The following is a 17,053-nucleotide window of genomic DNA, read 5'->3' as shown; positions in this document are numbered from 1 at the left end:
ACCGTATCTTCCCTGAAAAATCCATGTACAAAATCGATTGATTGTACAGCCCGGCTACCGGAACTGATACCTGATTCCTGCTATGCTCAGATCTGTTCCTTCCCGGATTTCGATCGTCTCGTTATTTTCCAGCATACGGCCATCCACCATGGTTCCGTTTGTAGAATTCAGATCCTGAACATAATAATGCCCGTCTTTCTGGTCAATACGAAGATGCAGGCGGCTGACGGTTTCACGATTCAGCACATGATCTACCAAATTTTCCTGTTTGCCGATGATAAACGGATAATATGCTATCCTGATGTCCGGTTCGCCGACATCCAGTGCCCGGAGAAGCCGAAGCCCGATTTCACTTTCATCCTTTCCCGGATTTAAAAGTACAGTACCGCTGCCCTGCTGCAAAAATGGCACCGATGATGTGCTGCCGCCTGAAAACGGTGTCATTCCACCGGTTCTGTCGTCTTCATCCAGATGCCCGGCAGACGCTCCATATCCTGACTGTGTCTCACCCACAAACATCAGATCCCACGGCATCTGCATTTCCCGCTCCTGTTCGCGCTGTTTTTCCTCTTTGCGTGCTTTCCTGCGCTGCTTCCATCTGCCAAACAGCCCAAAGGATTCCTTCACGGTATCTGTCTGGATCTGCCTCGCACGCACCATTCCCGGTTTCCATTCTGTCTCTGCACGGTCTGCATGGATATCCCGGCCGGTCTGCCGCTGTTCTGGCTTCTTCCTGTTTTCAGCCATTCCGGTATTTCTCCGGTCCGCCTCGCCCTGACGTATTTCAAAATCCTGAAGCGGCTCTGCATCCCTTTCACAGTCCGTGTAGTTAATATCCAGTTTCTGCTGCGCAAGCCGGAGAATATCTTCCATTCCATAATTTTCTTTTCTGGTTTCCTGATATAGTCCATAAGCCAGCACAACCGATTCTTTATCCTTGTGATCCACCTTGCCCAGCAGATACTCGAGCAGGCGGCTGTAATCCTCCGGGAAATCACGCTCCAGCCCCGGGACCAGACACAACCAGACTTTCAGGCTTTCCGGCTCGACATATAAATACTCCGGAGTAAGCAGTACACAGTTTTCACTCAGCAGATACTGCTCCATATGCTCCAGCGCATACGCAATTCCCCTCACCAGCGTCCGGATCTGCCCGGCCTGTACCGACTGTCCTTCCAAAAGACGGAAAAGCGGCTGTTTTGATGTGATCTCATAAAAAAAGCGGATATCCGTATCTTTTTTCCGCACCTGAAAATGAAGAACTCCATCAATCTGGTTCTGTTCCAGCATATTCTGCTCAAATGGAATCTCATCCCGTTTTTCTGTCTCCACGATCAGATAATTTCGTTTCATTTCTCTCTGATAACTGATATTCATTCTGTTATATCCTCCACCAACCCCCACATTCTCAATGCTGTTTCCGGACGGAATACAGGTGCTGAAATTTCCAGATTCCATTCGTTTCCTTCTGCCTGCCGTTTTATCCTTCTTTCCTCTGCATGTTCAATCTGGTGTCGCTCCCGCTCTACCGTCTCATGCAGAGCAAACATCCCGCCTGCCCGGGCACTCCAGCTCATAGCCTGTCCCATCAGCACCATGATCGTAAACAGTACAACTGCCATGACTCCCGCTGCCTCTACAGTAATGCTGGCACACAGGCTTTTTTCTCTTCCGGCAGTAAATGTATGCAAAAATACGTTCATAGGCAAAAACGGCGTAGCATTGCTGTCATCCGGATGATATCTCTGAGGCGGACAGCCGCAATCCATATCCCCGGTACTGCTGCAAACGGCAAAAACGGCCACTGCATCTTTCTCCGCATCCGGCCCGTCTGGCTTCCCTGTATGCATCCGCTCACATAATATCCAAGTCCGGCAAGTCCGCATATCAGCACTGCTCCTCCAAGAACAAAGATCGTATCCCATAATCCCAAATACCAGCCACATATCAGAAAAAACCAGCAGTCTCCTTTACCAATTTCTTCTCCGTATTTGAAAAAAAGAAACAGCGCCAGCCCTGGCAGCTGCCCTAACAGAAACGATTGAAATACATTCTCCCAGAGCTCCGGCAGCAGCCTTTGGCTCTGCGCCGATGCCAGTACATCTGCTGCCGTTTCCACTCCCGATAAACAGCAAAAGCCCAGACCTGCCGCGCCAAATATCAAAAAAAGTCTCACATGTATCTCTTTTGTTTTGAAATCCTGCCAGGCTGCCATAAGCAGAAAAAGCATAAATATACCAAGCCGCACTGCCTGCACTGCAAAATTTAAAATTCCCATATCAGATCACATACCCTCTTTCCTGTATTTCGCATTCCAGGCCAACGTGCTCCTCGTTTTGTTCACCCACCGCAGTATGAACACGCACCCAGATGCTTTACATCCTTTCGTCTTACCGCCCGCACATACGCCGTGATCGACTTACAGTCCTGTCTGCTGTGATAACGGCTGCCGCTCGACATGATATAAACCGTACTGCCCTTTGCGGCCTCCTTCCCACAGGAAACGCACGGATAATATTTTCCTCCATTTATATTACGCTTCTCTGCCATATGCTCCCACGACACAGCTGTCAGACGATTTGAAAGATAATGGCAGTTCCGGTCCGGGTGATACCGCGTACTGTTCTTTCCGATATAGACAATCTGCTCATCTTCTCCGCCGTCCGAATCACGCTCCCCATATCGGCCCTCACGCCCGGTCCAGCATCTGCGCCTGCAGCGTATCGTACGGTGCAGGGAGGAAAGGCCCAACACCGGAAATGGCATGGATATCTCATAGTCCATCACCAGATCCAGAATCTCATCCTCCTTCCGCACTGAAGATTTCCGCATACTGATATGTGATATCCGTTCTGTATCGCAGTAAGACATCACTTTTGCACGGGCATAAAGCGGAGCTGCTGCCTGCTCCGCATTGAGACAGAAGGTCTTATCTGATTCTCCGGCACCTGAACTATTTTCCTGTTTTTCTTCGTTCAGGCTATCCAGAAGATAGGCAAACTGACTGAGTTCTTCTCCGGCGCTCTCCAGTCCCGCCTGCATTTTCCGCTCAGTTATCATGATTTTTGCAGGAAGCATCAGGCTGACGGACGCAAAAATCAGAAGCGACAGGGTAAACGCCGCTTCCAGTGTCATGGAAGCCTTCATTTTCCTCTGATTTTCAGATTTTCTCTGTTTCCGGGAGATGAAAGGGAATGCTCTGCTGACCGGACCACATTCTGCCTTACGGAGCATACTTCGTTTTCTTACATAAAAGGGGCTTCGTACTTGGAGAGGTACATTTGTTTTATTATTTTGCTCTGTCTGCTCCTCACTGCTGTGTTTCTTCCAGCAAAGCATTCCTTTTCACCTCCCTTCCCAAAAGAATTTATCACAGCAAATTTCTATCAGTACCGGCGTTCGGCCTTTACTGTCATCATCATACTGTAATCACGATTTCCGGTCAGGTTTCCCACAAAAGCCGGAGAGAAAAAAAGATGCTTCCCACAGACATTCCCCGACATCTGAACCTGATATACCGCATTGCGCATGCAAAAGCCGCTTTTCCCCTGTGCCAGATTCAACTCGATCACATCCATGATCCGGTAATCCTGACGGACCATCGGTGTTACGAACAGCAGGATTTTCAGCCAGGAAAGATATGAAAGACCGCTGTCACCGCCGCCCGCATCCAGGTTTCTGTTTTTTGCCATGCTTATGAGGTTTTCTATCGTAAGCGTCCAGTCATCCTTTTTCTTGACCAGTTTCACTTTTTTCCCTGCCAGCAGTCCCTTCACATCCATCAGTGCTTCCCCAAGAGACCATACCGACATGACAAAAAAGGTTGTTACCAGAACCAGCGGAGTTATGGCTGCTGCTCCCGTAATCACAGTTGCCAGCGTTCTTGCCTGTTTCCTCATTCCTTTATCCCGAAGAATATGAATCAGGTTCAGACCAGCCCTCACAGCCAGAAGCCGGTGCACCACACCACTCAGATTGTCCGAATCATTTGGGTTTCCACAGATCAGATACTCCAGCTCATAATCAAGTGCATGTCCGGATGCGGTTTCTTCTGTACAAAACTGTCTGAAAAATTTTCCACAGTATTCATTCACCAGGATGTGTTCCGCCATGCTGCCGCTTCCGCTTTCTTCATCGTAGCTTTCTGCCTCAGATGGCAGCAGCGAAGTCTCAACAGTTTTTTTCGAGACTGTCTGCCCTTCCGGCACCAGAAGTTCCAGTAGTCCTTCCTGATAAAGCTGCTCTACCTGTTTTAACAAATTTTCGGTTTCTTTATCCTTGACTCCATGCGCAAATGACAGCGCAGGGATTTTGATACTCTGCAAACCATTTCGCACCGGCCTCCACAGGCTTTCATAATCCGGTTCACTGTCACTATCCTCATCGTCATCATCGTCCTCCCACTCCTCGATCTCGCGTTCCACCTCATAAGACTCTTCAATCAGATTCTCCAGTCTCCGGATCGTTTCTGCCGACCATGGATCAAGATCGCGCACCTCCTGACGGCGCTTGCCATCCTCCGCGACATATGCTTCATACTCACTGATTTCCTCATCCAGGGCATCTGCCGTTTCCGCGCTCAGCCGATCCTCCCGTTCCTCCTGGTTCTGCCGGTCAGCTGCAAGCGTTTCTGCCAGCTTATCTGCTTCTTTTTCATATTTTTTCACCAGTCCCGGCATCTTTTTTAACTCCCGGATCATCTGGTTTGCTTCATGCCGGAATCCGTCTCCATCATAAGAAGAAAGTGCTCTTAAGCCCTCATTCTGGCTGATTCGCTCACTCTCCAGATTTTCACTGATGGATTCCAGGATCTTTTCCAGCTTCCACATGTCCTTAGTCCGCTTCCGATAAGTCTCTGCCATCTCGGTCACAGCTTCCGCCTCCTGGTCCTGGTCCCATAGCTGCTCTGCTTCATCTCCCCTGAAATCCGGATTCCAGATGCCGTACTTCATATAATCCAGAATCTCTTTTTCCAGATATTTTCCATGTCCGTCCGTAACCCGCACAATCTCCTCGGCCTGCGTCTCTTGCAATGCCATGGGATACCAGTTATCCGTTTCCAGATAAGGAGTCAGAAAACCGGCAAAATCTGCTTCGATTTCCTCCCCGCTCTCGTATTCCGCAAACAGCAGACAGTAGTTATCCCAAAGCCCTCTGTGATACTGGCTGAATACCGAATCCATTGCAGAAGATGCCGCCATCTGCAGATACCATCTTGCGCCGGCTGTGCGCGCTGATTCCAGGAGCACGCACAGAAACGCAAAGAGGATCATCATGATCATGCTGACAAACACGGTAACCTGCCCGCCCAGCTCCCGCTTCCCGGTCATACGCTAATACACTTCTTTTGACTGAGTTTCAATCTGTTTGAAAATGGTCTCCAGCAATTTCCGGATCTGGGTCTTGAAAATAATCACAAGACCAATGAGCACAACCAGGATCAGGACCACCTCGATCACACCGACTCCATCCTCGTCTGCCCAGAAGGCCCTAAACTCATCAGCAAGACCATTGGCAAATTTCTCTGTTGCTTCATGTTCTTTCCGGTTTTTCATCTGTTCCATATACTTTCCTCCCTTGTCTTTCGCCGTCATTTGCCGGCAATCTCATTGTTTCTGCATCTGTTTTGTACTTACCCCATTGTCATCATAGCCGGAACCATAATAAAGATCATGACGATCAATAAAAGCAGAAACAGCGGCAGCAGAAGCTTCGTCCCGGCTTCCTCCCCCATTCTCCTGGCAAGATTTTTCCGCATTTCAAAAGCATCCTCCACCTCTGTACGCAAAAGCTCCCGCAGGTTTTTCGTTCCTGTTTTCCGGTTTTGTTCCAGAATACTGCTCAGCTTTAAATAAGGCTGCAGACGGCATCTTCGGCCAAATTCCCGGTATGCCGCACCCTCTGATGTTCCGTTTTCCATCTGGTAATAGGTCTGCCGCATTTCTTCATAGACCGGACGTTCCTTTCTGAAATCTGTGTTCTCATAATCATGTACCATACGGCCCCATGCATTGCGCACCGTCATGCCGGCACCTACAAGCACCTGCAGCTTGGAAACCATCTCTGCATAATCCAGAAGCAGCAGCTGTTCCCGCTTTTTCTCCCGTTCCTTCCGCTCTGAATCTTCGCGCAGAACGAAAAGCGCGGCCATCAGGATTCCCAGAAACGGAATCACTCCATAATTTTGTTTTTCCGCCGGCCGGTAAGAAAGCGTTTTTCCCTGATATTCCACAGGGAGTTTCAGGTATGCTTCGTTTTTCTGCTGTTCATCCAGCCGGACAAGCTCTTCAGAAAATGTCCGCAGCAACCGTTCTTCCTGGCTCCGGGATTTAGGCAGCAATGTGACCGGTATTTCAAAATCCGCCTGAAAATCACCGGTACGAAGCTCTGCCTGCAGCAAAACCTCCTGACGTTTCAGCACCTCGCCTTCAATTATACCTGAGGAAGATAATAGTTCCGGCTCCGAAGAATGCCAGCGGATCTGCACACCGCTTTCTCTCAGATAGGAAGGGAGTACCAGATTTTCTGTCACTGCGTCGAGACTTTCATTCTCTCCCAGTATCTGTTCCCCAAGCTGTTCCATAGCTCCATAAAAGACATCGTCCGCCTCTTCTTTTGTATACACTCGCGGGCTTATTTTTACGGTTACGGTCTGCTCTTCTTCTCCAAGACCGCTCACAATCAGCTCCTGCTCCTTCTGTGTTCCTCCGTAACCCTCCCGCTCCACCAGGCCACCTGCCAGCTGCATGTCCTGCCCCGGCCCAAACCACCTCAGATATCCCCACAGGATCAGACTTACTCCCACGCATGCTGCAGCCGACAGCCGACTTTTTTTCTGTGATCCTCCCGCTTCAGATGATACTCTCTTCTTGTCCATTTCAGAATTTACATGTTTTCTCAATTTCATGCTCACACCTCTATATCCAGAATCCGCTCTGAGAGCCAGAACGCAGTCAGATACAAAATCAGGCACATCGTCATCAGCACCCGTCCCATTCCCGTGCAATACATCTGATCAAAAAATCCCGGTGAGCTTCCTTCCACATAAACAATGATAAAAAACGGAATCATATTCATGATCTTCTGCTCAAACTGACGTGACGTGGTCAGCGTGATGATTTCTTCCTTTACCTGCATCTTATCCCGGATCACTTCTGCCGTATGGCGCATGATACTTCCCAGATCACCTCCTGTCCGCTTTCCAATGCCGAGGACTTCAGCCAGGTTCTGCACATCTTCCAGGCCACTGCGCCCGGCAAACTCCGCAAGCACCTGCTCTACATTCCGGTTTGTGCGGATCTGCTGCACCATGCCGGAAAACTCCCGGACGATCAGTCCCTGCTCCCCATAGAGGAGCCGCAATTCCTCCAGGCTTACCGCCATGGCATTTTCCACGGCATAGCCTGCACTTAAAGAAGCCGCCAGAATGACCATTGCTTCCTTAAACTGCTGTGCCAGCATGCGTTTGCGCCGTTTTAAACGCTGTCTGCGTTCCCGCCATATGAGGATTCCGCAGCACAGCGGAAGCATAAATCCGAATGCCAGCATGCTTCGATAGAAAATATAGGCAAACAATGCACTCACTGCCGCGCCTTTTCCCAATGCCAGCAGTACTTCCTGAAATGATAAATGATAGGTACCATAGTCAATTTGCTGCTTACAGGCTGTAACCGGCTGCATGAAGCTTTTCCTGCCTTGCAAGCGTTCCGACTGCTGTGAGGCTGCCGCGGACGCCCTGCTTTGCGCCGCCCGGGCTCCTGTCCTCATCCTCATCTCCCCTTTCCTCAAACCGGTAAAGCGGATTTAACTGAATCTCGCCCTCCGCGTATCCGGTTACTTCCGTAATTTCCAGCACCCGCCGGCTTCTGTCCCTCAGCCTGCCGAGATGCACCAGAATATCGATTGCAGAGGCAATCTGCCCCCGCACCGCAGTCAGAGGAATATCTGCTGCCATGAGCGTCATGGTTTCCAGGCGCGACAGCATATCCCTAGCACTGTTTCCATGTCCGGTGGACAGGCCAAAATGTCCGGTATTCAGTGCCTGCAGCATATCCAGGCATTCCTTTCCGCGCACCTCCCCGACAATCAGATAATTAGGTCTCATACGAAGTGATGCACGGATCAGGTCACTGATCTCTACAGCGCCTTCTCCCTCTGCATTGGCTCTGCGGGTCTCCAGACGAACCAGATTGGGAATCTGGGTAATCTGCAATTCTGCGGAATCCTCTATGGTAATAACCCGCTCAGTTTCCGGAATATAGGCAGATAAGGCATTCAAAAATGTAGTCTTGCCGGATCCGGTCCCACCGCTGATAAAAATGTTATACCCGGACCGGACCAGCTTTTCCAGAAAATCAGCGGCTTCACGGGTCAGGGATCCATAACGGATCAGCCGGTCTATGGTAATTGGCTCCGGAAATTTTCGAATCGTCACAACCGGTCCATCCAAGGCAATTGGCGGAAGCACAATGTGCACACGCGAACCATCCTCCACCAGACGTGCATCCGCGATCGGCCTGCTCACATTTACAACACGGTTAATTTTGCTGACGATCTGCTGGATCATATCCTCCAGCTGCTCCACCTGTTCAAAGCTGCGATCCCAGCGTTCCAGCCTGCCGCTCCGTTCCACGAAAATATGATCCTTTCCGTTTACCATAATCTCCGTCACCTCCGGATCATCCACCAGTTCCTGCAGGATATCCAGTCGCCGGAAGCTGTCAAAAAGCCTGTTTTTCAAATCAATCCTCTGTCCCAGGGGCAGATACTGCCGCTCTGCCACTCCGGCAACGGCCTGTTCAATGCAGTCATACAGTTCGTCATCCCCAATCTGCTCAAAACCGCTCAGCGCCTCCCGCACCTCGCTGCGCAGCTCGTCCAGCAGTTTCTTTGCATGGACCGTTTCCTCCGTATTCTCCACCAGCTTCACCATCCCCTTCTTCCCATTTTTCGCTGCTGCACCTGTTTTGCAGCGCAGGCTTCGTTTTGGCCCAGGTACCGGCGCTATCTTAATTCCCGGACAAAATCTCCCAGATCACTCCATAAAAGCTGTTCCAGATAGCTTTCCCTGGCTGGAAGCGGCCCCGGTTCCGGGAGCTTTAAAAACCGCAGCTTTTCCCAGACTGCACTGCGTCCTGACCGGTTCAGATATGTTTTCCATTCTTCCAGCTTTGCCGTAGATACTACATCATCTTTTACCGGTACATAGACCACATCACAAATGCCAAGAAGTTCTTCTGAACCTCCGCAAAATCCTCCCACATCCAGGATCAGCTCTTCGTAAGTTCCATCCGCTGCGATCCGCTGCACTAGTCCGGAAAACACCTCCTGGCGGATTCCATTCTTATCCTCTGCATAAGTCACCGGAGGAATATAGTCCAGCTCCCCCCAGTTGTAGGTAACACTTCCCAGGCGTACTGAACTGTACTCGCGCTGGGTATAATAATAAAGCAGATCGGAAAGACCGCCTGTATACACGGTCCCTGTCAATGCAGAAAGACCGGAAAATTCTTCCAGTGTGATATAAAGCACCTTTTCCTCCCGGGCCAGTACCTGCCCCAGCGTCAGCGCAAAACTGGTTTTTCCGCACCGTCCGATTGGTGAATATACTCCTGTGATCCTGCTGCGTCTGCCTGCGGCTGTCATGAGTACCGGAATCTCCTGTGGCCGATACCAGGACATTACTTCCCTCAGAAGATCGTCCGATGCCTGATATTTATAAACCACGGCCTCGCCCTCTTCAGCCACCCCATTCTCACTAAGCCACACAACCTGCGCTGCCGGGATCCCGTCAAGCTGCTCCTTCTCTACTCCGCTGCCAGCCAGCAGCAGATCAATTTTCTCGCGCGCTGCAAACTCTTTTAGTTTTTCCAGACTGGTAAAAGCGACCACCTGGAACGGAACCTGACTTCTCTGATTCACGAACTCTGCCAGACGGTCTGCATACCGGGAGTCTGCATCGTAGACTGCCATAATCTTTTTCATCATCTTCCCCCTTTTCATCATTCCCATGTGTTCTCACGGTCAGCGCAAACAAGTGCGCAGACCTACTGAACAGTTACCCCAAAACCACACCAGGAAAGGAACAAATACCCCAGCACACCGGCCGCCAGGCAAACTGCAAACGGGATATGATGAACCGCCTGCGGCTGATCCAGGGAATCATATGGCTGAATGTTCCGGCTGGCAGTCACCATTTCTACATAGCGTTTCATATAATTAAACCGCTCTGCTGCCACACCGTAGCGTTTCATTCTCCACAGGCTCCATACGGCTCCTGTCAAAAACCCCAGCGCTATCGCGTAAAATCCCGGCAAAGGACCAAGATAACCGCCAATCACAGCCATCAGCTTACCATCCCCTGCGCCCATAACACGAAAACGGAACAGGCACATTCCTGCTACCAGAAATAATACTGCACCGAAAAAAAATGCAGAGCCTCTATGCAGCACACCGGCAACAGTCAGCAGCCAAAGCCAGTAATTCCTTACCTTTCCATATTTCAGATCCGTCCACGCACACACCATTACACCTGCGCATAATATCAGATGTTCTGTCCCATATTCTACGAGATACCACCACCTTTTCCGGCACATACCTGTCTCAAATACCAGGCTGCTGCCTGCTGTAAAATCCATCATGAAAATTCTGCCGAAACGGCTGAGATCATACATTGATATCCGGCAGGCGCTGCCATAACTTAAGCGGCGCTGCCAGACTTCGCATCAGACCGATGCGTTGATTGTGGACTTATCATACCGGAGATCAGGATTTCCGTCAATATACACATCCTGCATAAAACGACAAAGTTCGACTGTATGATCCGGCTTCTAAGCCGGCACCTGCTCTCTCCAAATAATTGGACATCATCCTGTGAAGATGTTATACTGAAGCTATCGGAATCAAGAAAAGGAGTACCATCACCATGAATGAATTATATGAAGCCATTGAAGCAAAGATCAAAGCATCCGGATACCCGCGTGAAATCTCCGGTGAAGCCGTCTACAACGACATCTGCGATCAGATCGAAGGAAAAGAAAACGGAGATTATGTTGTTCTCTCCAAATTTGAAGAGGATGTGGTATTTGAATATCACATCACCATTTCCGACGAAGCATTTAATCTGGGTATCCTCACCATGCGCACCCCGGAAGGTATATTTGAAACCGACTTCGATGAGTAACTGCCGCTCTGCGTTCCACACCGTCTGGCCAAAGACCAGGCGGTATTTTTTTGCGCATCTTAGGACATTTTGACGAAAAACTTTGTTTTTGATCCATTTATTTTGGTTGACGTGAACAATCTGTCGTGATAGAATGAACTTAGTTCAATTTTTTAAACCAAAGGAGGTTTGTATGGCGGACTCCAAAGAACTACAGGAACTGTTTCACAGCTGTATGCCGCTGTTTATCGCCCTCGGAGATGAGGTCCGCTTAAACATCATCGAAGCATTGTGCATTGCCTCCCAGAACGGTCACACGGAAGGGCTGAACGTCAACGAGATCACCCGGCAGACCAATCTGTCCAGACCGGCTATCTCACATCATTTAAAGATCATGAAAAGCTGCGGACTGGTAGAAGTTACCCAGTCCGGTACTTCCAATTACTACCGTCTCACCTTTATGGACTGCACAAGGCAGCTGATGAAACTTGGCTACCTGGTCGAAGAAATCTTCAGCCAGAAACCGTAATAAACGCGTATATTTTTTCCATGTATTCCAGATACTACATTCCAAAAGGAGTGTAAAGCTATGAAAAACAACAGACCATTCTTCCCTGGCCGCCACCAGGCATCAGCCGGGGAAAACCTGAAACTGAAGGCAGAAATCCATCAGACCCAGCAAAAAATGGAATCCCTGTTAAACCAGTTCGATCAGGTGACAGAGCCACCACTGATCGACTGCTGTATCTACGAGCTGAATGCAGTCTGGCTCCGCTATCAGTTTCTGCTCCGGCGCTTCAAGCTTCTGGAACGGCTGGATTTTTAAAAAACGAAACTATGTAATCAGGAGGACTTGATATTTATGGCATCATGGTATGACAAAGCAGTTTTTTATCACATTTACCCGCTGGGTATGCTGGGGGCGCCATTCGTCAACACCGAAGACGCCGCAGCCGACCGCTTTCCGGAACTGAACCAATGGGTTGCCCACATGGAAGCCACAGGCTGCACCGCCCTTTACATCGGACCGCTCTTTGAGTCCTCCTCCCATGGCTACGACACCCGGGATTACAGGCTTGCAGACCGCAGGCTTGGCACAAACGAAGGCTTCCGCCATTTCACGAGACTCTGCCATGAGGCAGGCATCAGGGTAGTCGTAGACGGAGTATTTAACCACACCGGCCGCGAGTTTTTCGCATTCCGGGATATTCAGAAGAACCGCGAAGGTTCCCGCTACTGCGGCTGGTACAAGGGCGTGAACTTTGGCTGGAACAGCCCTTACAACGATGGTTTCGGCTATGAAGCATGGCAGGGACATTTCGAGCTGCCCTGTCTGAATCTGCAGAATCCGGAGGTAAAGCAGTATCTGTTCGATGTCATCCGCTTCTGGATTTCCGAATTTGACATTGACGGCATCCGTTTAGACTGCGCCAATGTCATGGATTTCGGATTCATGCAGGAGATGCGCACCCAGACCGCTTCCATGAAGCCGGATTTCTGGCTCATGGGCGAGGTGATCCACGGGGAATACAGCCGATGGGTGAACGATGGCATGCTGCATTCCGTCACCAACTACGAATTACATAAGAGCCTGTACTCCGGGCTCAATGACCACAACTTCTTTGAGATTGCCCACAATGTGCGGAGACTGGAAGCCATTGGCACCAGGCTTTACACCTTCCTGGACAATCACGATGAAAACCGCATTGCCAGCAAGCTAAACAAAAAAGCACATCTGCCGCTGGCATGGACACTGCTCTTCACCCTTCCGGGCATTCCTTCCATCTATTATGGAGGCGAGTGGGGGCTGGAAGGCATGAGGACCCGCGAAAGCGATGCAGCCCTGCGTCCCTGCATCACCCTGAAAGAGGGCGAAGCAAAGCACAGTGATCTTACGGACCTGATCGCAAAGCTGGCCCGCATCCACACGAAAAATCCGGAGTTTCACGGCGGACGCTATCAGGAACTGCTGCTCACCAACCGGCAGTACGCCTTCGCCAGACATGCCCAGGGAAGTATCTGCATCACCGCAGCCAACAGTGATGACCAGGAAAGCCGCCTTTCTATCCCAGTCCCGCTGCATGCTTCCCAGGCAGAAAATCTGATGGACGGCTCCATCATTCCAGTTGAGAACGGAACATTAAATCTTACATTACCGGGCAACAGCAGTGTTGTCTTAAAGATCAGGGAGGATTGACCTTATGGCAGTCAGAGATAAGAAAAAGCAGACCGAGACCGGCTTTATCACCGCCGGTGACCGTTACCTGTTCGGAGAAGGTACCCACTATGAGATCTACAACAAACTCGGCGCCCACCCGAAAACCTTCGATGGCAAAGACGGCTATTATTTTGCGGTATGGGCTCCACACGCTGCATCTGTCAGCGTAGTAGGTGACTTTAATAACTGGGATCCCGATGCCTGCCCTATGCAGGTGTTGGAAACCTCCGGCATTTACGAGCGCTTTATTCCCGGCATCAAACCGGGCGAGCTTTATAAATTTGCCATCACTACCCAGACCGGCAAGGTCATTTTTAAGGCTGACCCGTTTGCCCAGTACGCCGAATACCGGCCTGGCACGGCATCCATTACTGCCTTCAACGACACGTTCCGCTGGACGGATGGCACCTGGGTACAGAAACGTGAAAACACCAACCCGCGCGAGGCGGCCATGAGCATCTATGAGGTACACCTGGGCTCCTGGAAAAAGAAAAACCGCCCGGAAAAGGACGGCTATTATACCTATAAGGAAGCTGCCGCCGAGCTGGCCGCCTACGTGAAGGAGATGGGCTACACCCATGTAGAACTGATGGGGATTGCAGAGCATCCGTACGATGGCTCCTGGGGTTATCAGGTAACCGGCTATTATGCTCCCACCTCCCGCTATGGCACCCCGGAGGAATTCAAATATTTTGTAAACTATATGCACAAAAAAGGCATCGGCGTCATCCTGGACTGGGTTCCGGCCCACTTCCCGCGGGATGCCCACGGCCTTGCTGATTTTGACGGACAGGCGCTCTTTGAGTACGCAGACCCGCGCAAGGGCGAACACCCGGACTGGGGTACCAAAGTCTTCGACTATGAGAAGCATGAGGTTTCCAACTTCCTCATTGCCAACGCCCTCTACTGGATCGAGCAGTTTCATGTAGATGGCCTGCGCGTGGATGCGGTAGCTTCCATGCTCTATCTCGACTACGGACGCAAGGATGGCGAGTGGGTGCCAAACCGGTACGGCGGCAACCAGAATCTGGAAGCCATTGAATTTTTCCGTCACTTAAACACGGTTGTGGTCCAGCGCGGCCACGGCGCCATGGTCATTGCCGAGGAATCCACTGCATGGCCGTTAGTCACACACGACCCGAAGGAGGGCGGGCTGGGCTTCACCTTTAAATGGAACATGGGCTGGATGCACGATTTCCTGGAGTATATGAAGCTGGACCCATACTTCCGCAAATTTAATCATCATAAGATGACCTTCGGTCTCACCTACTTTAACAGCGAGAACTTTATTCTGGTACTTTCCCATGATGAAGTGGTCCACTTAAAATGCTCCATGATCAACAAAATGCCCGGCCTCTTTGGTGATAAATTTGCCAATCTGAAAGCCGGCTACACCTTCATGCTGGGACATCCGGGCAAGAAGCTTCTGTTCATGGGACAGGATTTCGGCCAGCTTCACGAGTGGGATGAAAAGGTTAGTCTGGACTGGCACCTGACTGAGGAAGACCTGCATAAGGACCTGCAGAATTATGTGCGCGACCTGTTACATATTTATCAGAAATACCCGGCACTTTATGAATCCGATGATGACTGGGACGGTTTTTCCTGGATCAATGCCAACGACGGAGACCGCAGCATTTACAGCTTCGTGCGCTACGCGAAGAACCACAAAAAGAGTCTCCTGTTCGTATGTAACTTCACACCGGTAGCACGGCCGGATTACCGGGTCGGCGTTCCGAAACGCGGCAATTATACCGTAATCCTTGATAACGAGCACGGTTCTTACAAAACCGGAGAGAAGGCTCCGGTCTTAAAAGCAGTCAAATCCGAGTGCGACGGCCAGCCATATTCCGTATCCCTGCCGCTGCCAGCATACGGAACTGCAATCCTTCGCTTCTCATAACACCCAACAACCGGATACCGTCAGCAGCGGATACAAACAGGCCTCGCATTTCGTTAAAATATTATCACAAAGTTGGTGACATTCTTCCAGCTTTGTAGTAAAATAGGAACCGACCTATTGATGATCCGATTAGCAAACCTGACGGCAAGCATCAGTAACACAATTAAGGAAGGAGAGTTTCGTATGGCAAGAGCATTAATTTCCAAAAACGCGACCAAAAGTGTCTATCGCGATGGCGATAAAGCAGTAAAAGTTTTCTGCAAGGGTTTCCCGAAAGCAGAGGTTTTAAACGAAGCTTTGATTAGCGCACGAGTTGAGGCCATTGGCGGCATCAACATTCCGTCCGTTCAGGCAGTCTCTGTCGAAGAAGACGGCTGCTGGTCCATTACCAGAGACTACATCGAAGGAAAGACACTCACAGAGCTTATGAAGGAAAATCCGGATAAGCGCGATGAATATCTGAATCAGATGGTTGAACTGCAGCTGATGATTCATTCCAAGACCTGTCCATTACTGAACAAGTTAAAAGACAAAATGGCGCGGCAGATCTCTGAGATGGAAGAATTAGATCCTGTCAACCGTTACGATCTTCTTACCCGCCTTGACAGCACCCCGAAGCACATCAAACTGTGCCATGGAGATTTCCAGCCAGACAACATCATCGTGAAGGAAGACGGCACCATGTATGTAGTTGACTGGGTTCACGCAACCCAGGGCAATGCCAGCGCAGATGTAGCCAGAACCTATCTTCTGTTCTGTCTGTCCGATCAGGCAGCAGCAGACAAGTACATGGATCTGTTCTGCGAGAAAACCGGTACCGCCAAACGCTATGTACAGCAGTGGCTGCCTCTGGTAGCCGCAGCACAGCTCACGAAGAAACGTCCGGAAGAACAGGAACTGCTTCAAAGCTGGCTGAACGTATGTGATTATCAGTAGGTCAAAAGATAAGGGTCTTGCCGATTGCGGTAAGGCCCTTTTTGATATATACTAAGAGATGTGACGCTGCCGTACCGCACGTATGCGGCAGTCCGACGCAAGTACCATACGCATACCCGCCAAAGGAGGACAATCATGCAGACTATTTTAGTATGCGACGACGATAAAGAAATCGTTGATGCGATAGATATTTACCTGACCGGCGAAGGCTTTCACATCTTGAAAGCCTATGACGGTTACGATGCTTTGAAAATTTTAGAAACAGAACATGCTGACCTTATGATCATCGATGTCATGATGCCGGGCCTGGATGGCATACGCACCACGTTAAAGGTACGTGAGACCAGCAGTATCCCCATCATTATCCTCTCCGCGAAATCCGAAGATTCCGACAAGATCCTTGGCTTAAACATCGGTGCAGATGATTACCTGTCCAAACCATTTAACCCGCTGGAGCTGGTTGCCCGCGTCAAATCCCAGCTTCGCCGTTATACACAGCTCGGCAACTTAAACCAAAGCAGCAATGAAAACGTATACAAATGCGGCGGCCTTACCATCAACGATGATACCAAGGAAGTATTTGTGGATGACGAACCAATTAAACTGACTCCCATCGAATACAACATTCTGCTACTGCTCACAAAAAATGCCGGCAAGGTTTTCTCCATCGATGAGATCTACAAGCAGATCTGGAACGAGGAGGCCATTGGTGCCGACAACACGGTTGCCGTACATATCCGCCACATCCGCGAAAAAATTGAGATCAATCCGCGGGAGCCGCGCTACTTAAAGGTAGTCTGGGGCGTTGGCTACAAAATCGAAAAACAGTAGGAGC

The 17,053-nt window shown here is 50.1% G+C and carries 18 protein-coding genes; 7 read left to right on the top strand and 11 right to left on the bottom strand.

The window, feature by feature from the left end; translation table 11 throughout:
- Nucleotides 1-54: 54 nt before the first annotated feature.
- From DW819_RS01730 to DW819_RS01680, 11 genes are all read right to left on the bottom strand, one after another.
- Complete coding sequence (locus tag DW819_RS01730; protein WP_182432541.1) at nt 55-1,377, bottom strand: DUF6382 domain-containing protein; 1,323 nt, start codon at nt 1,375-1,377, stop codon at nt 55-57.
- Entirely contained in the window at nt 1,374-1,691 is a 318-nt protein-coding gene (locus tag DW819_RS01725; protein ID WP_177304751.1) for a hypothetical protein, read from the bottom strand. Before DW819_RS01725 ends, DW819_RS01730 begins: the two co-directional genes overlap by 4 nt.
- 8 nt (nt 1,692-1,699) lie before the next feature.
- Nucleotides 1,700-2,278: a prepilin peptidase gene (locus tag DW819_RS01720; protein WP_118731789.1), complete on the bottom strand. Its 579-nt coding sequence runs from the start codon at nt 2,276-2,278 to the stop codon at nt 1,700-1,702.
- Between the two features lie 62 nt (nt 2,279-2,340).
- Entirely contained in the window at nt 2,341-3,135 is a 795-nt protein-coding gene (locus DW819_RS01715; protein WP_147353154.1) for a hypothetical protein, read from the bottom strand.
- Nucleotides 3,136-3,386: 251 nt separating this feature from the next.
- On the bottom strand, nt 3,387-5,330 hold the full coding sequence (locus DW819_RS01710; protein ID WP_118731787.1) for a DUF5702 domain-containing protein: 1,944 nt from the start codon (nt 5,328-5,330) through the stop codon (nt 3,387-3,389).
- A 3-nt stretch (nt 5,331-5,333) separates the two neighbouring features.
- Nucleotides 5,334-5,564 carry a Flp1 family type IVb pilin gene (locus DW819_RS01705; RefSeq protein WP_347560148.1) on the bottom strand — a complete coding sequence of 77 codons (231 nt, stop codon included), beginning with the start codon at nt 5,562-5,564 and terminating at the stop codon, nt 5,334-5,336.
- A 68-nt stretch (nt 5,565-5,632) separates the two neighbouring features.
- Nucleotides 5,633-6,907, bottom strand: a complete 1,275-nt coding sequence (locus DW819_RS01700) for an immunoglobulin-like domain-containing protein (protein ID WP_118731786.1) — start codon at nt 6,905-6,907, stop codon at nt 5,633-5,635.
- 2 nt (nt 6,908-6,909) lie between these two features.
- Entirely contained in the window at nt 6,910-7,680 is a 771-nt protein-coding gene (locus DW819_RS01695) for a type II secretion system F family protein (protein ID WP_118731785.1), read from the bottom strand.
- Nucleotides 7,658-8,932, bottom strand: coding sequence for a CpaF family protein (locus DW819_RS01690; RefSeq protein WP_118731784.1), 1,275 nt, complete (start codon nt 8,930-8,932; stop codon nt 7,658-7,660). Before DW819_RS01690 ends, DW819_RS01695 begins: the two co-directional genes overlap by 23 nt.
- Nucleotides 8,933-9,003: 71 nt before the next feature.
- A complete protein-coding gene (locus DW819_RS01685) occupies nt 9,004-9,987 on the bottom strand; it encodes a hypothetical protein (protein WP_118731783.1) in 984 nt (327 codons plus the stop codon).
- 59 nt (nt 9,988-10,046) lie between these two features.
- On the bottom strand, nt 10,047-10,640 hold the full coding sequence (locus tag DW819_RS01680) for an A24 family peptidase (RefSeq protein WP_182432538.1): 594 nt from the start codon (nt 10,638-10,640) through the stop codon (nt 10,047-10,049).
- Between the two features lie 284 nt (nt 10,641-10,924).
- Here DW819_RS01680 and DW819_RS01675 point away from each other — a divergent pair, with 284 nt between their 5' ends.
- The 7 genes from DW819_RS01675 (at nt 10,925) to DW819_RS01645 (ending at nt 17,049) form a co-directional block, all read left to right on the top strand.
- Entirely contained in the window at nt 10,925-11,182 is a 258-nt protein-coding gene (locus DW819_RS01675) for a hypothetical protein (RefSeq protein ID WP_118731781.1), read from the top strand.
- Between the two features lie 172 nt (nt 11,183-11,354).
- Nucleotides 11,355-11,690 carry a metalloregulator ArsR/SmtB family transcription factor gene (locus DW819_RS01670; RefSeq protein ID WP_118731780.1) on the top strand — a complete coding sequence of 112 codons (336 nt, stop codon included), beginning with the start codon at nt 11,355-11,357 and terminating at the stop codon, nt 11,688-11,690.
- A 60-nt stretch (nt 11,691-11,750) separates the two neighbouring features.
- Nucleotides 11,751-11,987 (top strand): DUF2508 family protein, encoded by a 237-nt coding sequence (locus tag DW819_RS01665; protein WP_118731779.1) that lies wholly within the window; start codon nt 11,751-11,753, stop codon nt 11,985-11,987.
- A gap of 36 nt (nt 11,988-12,023) precedes the next feature.
- Nucleotides 12,024-13,358, top strand: coding sequence for an alpha-amylase family glycosyl hydrolase (locus tag DW819_RS01660; RefSeq protein ID WP_118731778.1), 1,335 nt, complete (start codon nt 12,024-12,026; stop codon nt 13,356-13,358).
- Nucleotides 13,359-13,362: 4 nt separating this feature from the next.
- Complete coding sequence (gene glgB, locus DW819_RS01655; protein WP_118731777.1) at nt 13,363-15,282, top strand: 1,4-alpha-glucan branching protein GlgB; 1,920 nt, start codon at nt 13,363-13,365, stop codon at nt 15,280-15,282.
- A 183-nt stretch (nt 15,283-15,465) separates the two neighbouring features.
- Nucleotides 15,466-16,218 (top strand): aminoglycoside phosphotransferase family protein, encoded by a 753-nt coding sequence (locus DW819_RS01650; RefSeq protein WP_118731776.1) that lies wholly within the window; start codon nt 15,466-15,468, stop codon nt 16,216-16,218.
- A gap of 135 nt (nt 16,219-16,353) precedes the next feature.
- A complete protein-coding gene (locus tag DW819_RS01645; protein ID WP_118731775.1) occupies nt 16,354-17,049 on the top strand; it encodes a response regulator transcription factor in 696 nt (231 codons plus the stop codon).
- Nucleotides 17,050-17,053: the final 4 nt, after the last annotated feature.

Origin of the sequence: Clostridium sp. AM33-3, from assembly GCF_003480315.1 — a bacterium.
Taxonomy (GTDB): Bacteria; Bacillota; Clostridia; order Lachnospirales; family Lachnospiraceae; genus Brotaphodocola.
The sequence above is the reverse complement of the archived record's forward strand: the minus strand, read 5'-3'. Positions and strand labels throughout refer to the sequence as shown.